Annotated in this window: 7 protein-coding genes; all 7 read right to left on the bottom strand. The window is 43.0% G+C overall.

The window, feature by feature from the left end:
- Positions 1-5: 5 nt before the first annotated feature.
- A complete protein-coding gene (locus D829_RS0103715; RefSeq protein WP_017687494.1) occupies positions 6-965 on the bottom strand; it encodes a hypothetical protein in 960 nt (319 codons plus the stop codon).
- Positions 966-1149: 184 nt separating this feature from the next.
- Positions 1150-1494, bottom strand: a complete 345-nt coding sequence (locus D829_RS33195; protein ID WP_193748448.1) for a hypothetical protein — start codon at positions 1492-1494, stop codon at positions 1150-1152.
- A 19-nt stretch (positions 1495-1513) separates the two neighbouring features.
- On the bottom strand, positions 1514-2191 hold the full coding sequence (locus tag D829_RS33190) for an S-layer homology domain-containing protein (RefSeq protein ID WP_085981436.1): 678 nt from the start codon (positions 2189-2191) through the stop codon (positions 1514-1516).
- A 110-nt stretch (positions 2192-2301) separates the two neighbouring features.
- Positions 2302-3597, bottom strand: a complete 1296-nt coding sequence (locus D829_RS0103705) for a lipase family protein (RefSeq protein ID WP_017687492.1) — start codon at positions 3595-3597, stop codon at positions 2302-2304.
- Positions 3598-3612: 15 nt separating this feature from the next.
- A complete protein-coding gene (locus tag D829_RS30330) occupies positions 3613-3975 on the bottom strand; it encodes a hypothetical protein (protein ID WP_017687491.1) in 363 nt (120 codons plus the stop codon).
- A gap of 596 nt (positions 3976-4571) precedes the next feature.
- Complete coding sequence (locus D829_RS0103695) at positions 4572-5477, bottom strand: cell wall hydrolase (RefSeq protein ID WP_017687490.1); 906 nt, start codon at positions 5475-5477, stop codon at positions 4572-4574.
- 278 nt (positions 5478-5755) lie between these two features.
- Positions 5756-6973 carry an MFS transporter gene (locus D829_RS0103690; protein WP_017687489.1) on the bottom strand — a complete coding sequence of 406 codons (1218 nt, stop codon included), beginning with the start codon at positions 6971-6973 and terminating at the stop codon, positions 5756-5758.
- Positions 6974-7062: the final 89 nt, after the last annotated feature.

Below are 7062 nucleotides of genomic sequence, written 5' to 3'. Positions count from 1 at the left end.
AATCGTTACATTTTCATAAATGTAATATGGGCCTTTTCGGAATTCTTCCATTTTGCAGTGATGACCGCTGTACCAATATTTTTTGCAACGATTTGACCAGTCTTAGGTTCTACGTAAACTACGTTTTGTTTGTTAGAACTCCATTCGATTTGGTCGGCGCGTTTGGAAACGTTTATCCAGTTACCAAATTCCTCTTGGTCGTATGCTTTCGTACGGATCTCTGCAACCAATGATTTCACATCATTTAATTGGAGCTGCATGTCTTCTCTTACTCGGATCTCTTTGGTTTCCGTAACATAACCACTGTAATCGATCTCTAGTGGTGTGTAATACTCAACTTGATATTTTGGATCTCCATCCTGTCTTGTACCATACGGAGTTTTCTTTTCCCATTGATAATCAGCAACATCATCCGGGTCTACAGAATCAGTACCAGTTCGTGTTTCTATGGTTACCAGTAGACTCCCTTTTTTGTAGGCCGGTTTTGAACCTGGCTTAATTGAATAGGTTTCATCTATGGTGTTGTATTTAATATCATCAATTTCTATATCTGTGACGTGATCTCTCTTGAATTTATTACCTGTTGGTTTATCTTGTAATGAATCCGGTACGTAGTTTTTCGTGTTAATCTCATCTTTAACAAATTTATCTGAAGGAAGCTTCAAGGGAAGAGCATCTAATTTAGAAGAGTAAGTATTCGTTTCTACCCTACCGTATTTTTCACTTGTTGCTTGCCATATTTTAAAATCGCCTTGAGTCCATATAGTCTTGGGCCTAGGATTAGCTTTTCCCGTTACTTTGACTTTGATCGTTTGCTTTCCCCTCGCTAATCCGCTTGGTTTCACTTCTATGTCTTTATCTGGATACCCGTTCTTAAAGCTAGCATAGGTTTTAATAGACATAACACCGAAGGAGTAAATAAGGAAAATTACGAGTAATGATAGAACAGTCCATTTCTTTTTCATTTTATAATCCCTGCCTAGTTGTTATTTGAAATAACTGCATATGAACCGTCGTCCATGTTAAATTGTCCGTAAAAGTCTTTGATTTTAAGGTTTTCCACAACCCACACCTTCACACCATTTTATTCTTTTGCAAAAAACTTTGCAGGCTCTAAATTAGGAATTACTTCGTATCCATATTTTTGGTTCATTTATTTGTGATAGTCATCCCACCAGTCATATCAATAACACCATTCTTATAATCCCCAATGTCAAAACCCTGTTTCTTTGGATAAATTGTGATTTCTTTGAATACAGGAAGTACGCCGCTATTCTTATTTTTGTTCATTCCGAACTCGGTCATGAACAGCGATGTATAGATGCTATCTTTCTTCTTAGGCTCTGACGTGTTTATACCAATTAAACGATGGAACACCAGACTACCAGATCCGTTACGGAACGTTTTCCGTTTCCCTGAAATATCAGCGATAGAAGTTTTCCCTGTAGTAAGGCTAGATACCAATTCAAGATTCGTTTTTTTCGTACCCATCATTCTCAATTCATTCAGATCATCAAATGTCATAGCTTCTTTTTTCAGTACATTTTCGAGACGTAACAAAATAGCAGAAGATTCCAGCGCGAGTAGTCGTCTTGTCCATTCCAAACGATCCGTCTGGAAAGCCGTTCATCAGGTTGGTTCCCATTGCAACAGCGAGATAAGGAATTTTATCTTGAGCAATTCCTGGTTTAAACGACTCTTTGACTGGAAGTAACGTTCCTTTCGTTTCAGCAAATGCTGTTTTATACTCAGCACTGGAAGCAACCAATCCGGAACTCAACCATTTGGCCATTTCCTCGCGAGTAATCGGAGTACTTGGTTTAAATCCGTTTGGATACTCTTTGGTATTAATGAACCCCAAAGTAACCGCCCGATCCACCTCAGCTTTACTCCAGTGTCCATTCAGATCCTTAAATGAATCAGTCTGGGCATCTTCCGGAAGTGTCATGTCTTTGGCTACTCGTGAAATTAGGGATGCAAATTCTGCTCTTGTTACCGAAGCATTGGGCTTGAACAATCCATTACCGTATCCTTTGAAGTATCCCATGGAAACCGCAGATTCAATAGCAGACTTTGCCCAGTGATTAGCTTGCACATCTTTGAAGGTTGTTGTTGCGGCAGAAGCCTGGGAAGAAATCAATGTCGATACGACTACTACAGCGCTCATTATGGGTAACATTATTTTTTTCAACTTTTCCACTCTCCGATTAGTTAGATTTAGTTTGGTTAGGCTCTCTCTAGTTTCTGCATGTTCTTTGTGACGCCTTTGTTTTTTTACACGTTTTACTACTATGTAAATTTTCACTGTGCTCCGGAATCTGCTTGTATAAAATCTTCTGCCTTTTGATTAATGTAGTCCACCAGTTCCGACGTGTGCTCCAGATGCCATTCATCCAGTTGCTTAATACTCATTTGGAGATCCCACACGATCGGTACAAGTCGCTGACTATGGCTGCTCTCGGTATACTCGAAAAAGTTCCGTTGAATCCGTTCAAAGGTACGACTCATATCCTGAGCTTGTCGTCTCCATTTGTCCGCAGTCTCTTGCAGTTCTTCAGGAGTTAGCTCTATGGTCCCTGCGGAGTATCCACCAACCACGTTGGCCACCGATTTGAATCCTTTGGTCAGTGTCTCCCATGCTTCGCGCGCGTGATCAAGTATATTATGCTCCGAAGGCTTTCGTGGAGAGAAATTTACTCGTTCTCCAGTAACTTCATCATAAAGAGGATTATCAATATATCCATCTTGATCGAAGCTATAGTGCTTCATATCGTGATATTTAGGACCATCCTCAAAAAACGTATCCACTACCTTGGCCCAAACGTTAATGCCATAGTTTTCATTTCCATCTGCATAGTTAGAATCAATAAGAAACGTGGCCCCCACATGCCGCTCATAACCTCCAAAAAAACCACTTGCAATGCCATCTCCAGGATGTATAAAGTTAGTCACTTGTCCATCAAATCCCCCCTCCTCTGCTTTCCTTCTCATCTCGGGAGTAAGCGATGCTACGACTGTGGGAGCGCTAAAAGTAACGACATTTAATCCAGTGTATACCGCTGCATACTGTGCATTAGCACCTCCCAAAGAATGACCCGTTAGGGAAAACTGTAGGTCTTTATGTTGGTCTGTCATACTCTTGACATAGCTTTCTGCCTCATAGAGTTGATTAAAGCTACCCACATTTTTATCTACCGTCTTTTTGACATCGCCAACCCAATCATTTAATTTTGTAATGCCTAACCCATCTTCAACCCCACGTGAGAAATCTTTCCAGAACTTCGGTTTCCAATCTATTGCACGTTCTATGGTTGCACCGATTTCAGGGAAACCAATATGTAGAGCATCCGTTCTAAAATCTGGAACAGATCTTGCCGGAATTGCGTCCCCTTCTGTTCCTCGAAATGCAATTACCGCTTGCTTCGTCTCTGGATTGTAGAATGTAACAGCATCCATACCGGATACATTATGTTTCTGATCTAGCACTTGCCAACCTGGTACATCAATCTCTTGACCTTCTTCTACTTTTAAGTAGGCTATCTGGCACATAGTTCTATAATTCAGATCCGTAATGTCTTGTCTTACAGTAGCTTCCATATGTAACTCACCCCTCTACTGTGTTGCATTTTTATTTATAATATATCCTTCTTCTTGCAATGCACTCTTTAGTTGTTGGCTATAAATAAATGATTCTTGCTTATTTGTCTCATAATTAATAGACACACTAAACGTTTGCTCTTTGTGCTCTTTTACGTGGCCGTACACAGTCACCCAACTCATGGCCATTTTAGGCATTATCTCTTTATCCGTAATAGTTACATCCAAGTTATAGGTATCCTTCAAATATTCAATTGCTGTTACTTCCGACCGATTTATAATTTCTTGATCCTTTATTTTATTCTCATTCACACCTGCACAGCCCCCTAATATTAGTAACAACATAGTAGCCAAGATGATCATAACCATACGGTACATAATCTTCCCTCACTTTCAATTCGCTCCTGCTTTCCTGGGTGAAACATGAATATTACTAGAAATTCTAATTTGATTGTAGTTCCCTCCAGTGCGTTGGACTAATTCTAGACTGTATATTACTTTATGGTCTTTGCTGTAGACTACCACCTCGGACACGTTACATACTTGGAACTTACAATAGATACTCCTGCTAGTACAATTAATAACAATTTCTTCATTTAATTAATCACTCTTCTTCCTATTATGTACGTTCCTCTTTCACTACACGGGACATTCCATATAGTCTAATAGGTTCAAAAAATCAATTATAATTGGGAATAGTAAGAATATTTTACCACTAAATTCTCAAAAGAGGTAGGTATAAGGCATGATTTCCGGGTCCTTCGAATCAACCACTAGATTTGACTACAACAACAACAGATCTAGACTTATTAGGACCATCGTTAACTTTCGATTCAGAGTGAAACTCTAGTTATAGTCTTGTAAGTCATACAAATTTAAATTAACCCCGAAGATGTCTGCACCTCGCAGCACCCACCGGGGTTATACTATGGTATCCAATTACTGTCTACCATTTTAATTTTCTACAAACTTTCTCATCTCGTAAAATCATGCTGACCAATCGTCAGCAACGTCGGCCTGCTCTTACTCCACACCGAAGTGGCAATCTTCGGATTGTAATAATAGAGCGCTCCGTTCGTCGGATCAGCGCCATTCAATGCCTTACGAGCAGCCCTGTAAGAGGCCTGGGTTGGCTTGGTATTAAACTGTCCATCATCTATAGCCGTGAATTGTCCTTTCTGGAAAATAACCTTCGAAATAGACGACGGGAATTCACTCGAATGTACCCGATTCAACACAACCGCTCCTACAGCGACTTGCCCTTCAAAAGATTCTCCGCGCGCTTCGCCATGGATCAGCTTCGCCAACTGGCGCAGTGTCTCGCCTTCGGCTTTGGCCTTTCTGTTCAGCCTGTTCAGTGTTGCCGGACCTGCAACGCCGTCTGCACTCAGTCCCTGCGACTGCTGGAACTTGCGGACAGCGCCTTTGGTAATCGAACCGTAATATCCGGTCAATCCGGCATCAAAGTACCCTAAATCGCTTAATTGCTCCTGCAATTGCAGCACATGCTCGCTACGAACGCCCTGTTCCAGCTTCTGTGCTCCCGCAGAAGGAGCTGCCACGGTCAATCCCAGCGTCAACGCGCAGGCACCAAGGAGCATGCTGACCCGCCCTGCTCTTTTACCAGCCGTCCTCCCTTTCCCATGAGTGACTTTCCGACTGACAGTGATAGGTTCCAGGGTGTCAGCAAACGTTAATAGATCCAACTCCTCATTCGTGCTATCAACTGTAGTCCGTTCATTACTGTTCATATGACTAACCACCTTCATCTCTTTCATCTCTTTCATCTCTTTCATCTCACTCACACTATCTAATTCAATTATCATATTCTTTTCATTCATTTCATTCGGTTGATCCATTCCAATATTGTTCTTCATCATTCCATTAACCTCCACTTTTCTGAATCCAGATCCCACTTCTATCCCCTGAATCCTCACGGCCCTACATCCCGAGTGTCATTATAGGATATAGAAAAAATGAAGTCTATCGGACCGATGACGCAGTGAAAAAACGACGCTGAACATAGCAAAAAGAGGCATGAGCCCATGGTCACACCATGGTCATACCCCTTCTTCTATCAACCTTACATCGCTTGTCCAACCCGGCATTTTCGTAGGCTGGCAGACCCGTACAAAAGTTGCGTTGTATTTATTGACAATTACTCAGCAAGTTCCTGACCCTTCGTTTCCCGGCCCCAGAACAGTACAGCTGCTGCGCCAATGAGGATTGTCACGAAGAAAATCGTGAAAATCAGGCTGATTGCCACTTCGCGTTGAACCAGCATACCGACCATTAATGGAGCAAGTACACCACCGATTCGGCCAACCGATGTGGCAAGTCCAACACCTGTCGAACGAACGGAAGTCGGATACAATTCCGGGCTGTAGGCGTACAGACCACCCCAGGCTCCCAGATTGAAGAAGGAAAGACAGATTCCTGCGGTCAGGATTGTCGCTTCCGTTGTAGCCAATCCGAACGCAATCGCACTGAATGCAGTTAAGGTAAGATACACAACCAGTACGAACTTGCGACCGTAACGTTCAATGAAGTACGCTGCGGTGAAATAACCTGGCAACTGTGCGATCGTCATGATCAGCACGTATTGGAAGCTCTTGACCATTGTGAAGCCTTTTGCCATCACAACCGAAGGCAACCACAGGAACATACCATAATAAGAGAAAATGACGGTAAACCACAAAATCCATAGCATCAACGTTGTACGGCGATGTGGTGCTGACCAGACGGTAGCCACTTTCTCGCGGAACGTGATTTTATGAAGCTTGGTATGATTCTTGTACCGCGGTGGGTCCTGAATGGCACGACGCAGATACAGTGCATAGAACGCCGGAAGCGCACCAATGGCAAAGGCAATTCTCCATCCGTACTCCGGGATAACAAAGTTCGCAATGAGTGCTGATACAATCCAGCCCCCTGCCCAGAAACTTTCCAATAAAACAACGGCACGTCCACGTTCCGCTGTAGGCATCGACTCCGATACCAATGTGGATGCCACAGGCAACTCTCCGCCAAGTCCAATACCTGCAACCAGACGCAGTGCACACAATACGGCGAATCCGGTCGCCAGTGCAGACAGACCGCTTGCAATCGTAAAGATTAGCAAGGTCCACATCAGAATGGCCTTCCGTCCAAAACGGTCCGCAAGTGCACCTGCAAGCAAAGCACCGAGCGCCATACCGATCGAGTTAATACTCGTAAGCACGCCGACTTGTCCGGGACTGAGGCTCCATTCCTTGGCGAGTGCAGCCACGATAAAGGAGATCATACCAACTTCCATCGCATCAAACAGCCAGCTCATGCCGGCACTGAACAGCAGCTTGCGCTGCTTGGGATTCCGCAATACTTCCAGTTTGCTCATCACTTATAGCTCCCTTGATCTCTATGTAGTCATTCTGACACTAAATCATTATTATGCAGAATGCTACAGAAATCAATGCAAAATAAGCT

Source organism: Paenibacillus sp. PAMC 26794 (genome assembly GCF_000316035.1).
Classification (GTDB): Bacteria; Bacillota; Bacilli; order Paenibacillales; family Paenibacillaceae; genus Paenibacillus.
The sequence above is the reverse complement of the archived record's forward strand: the minus strand, read 5'-3'. Positions and strand labels throughout refer to the sequence as shown.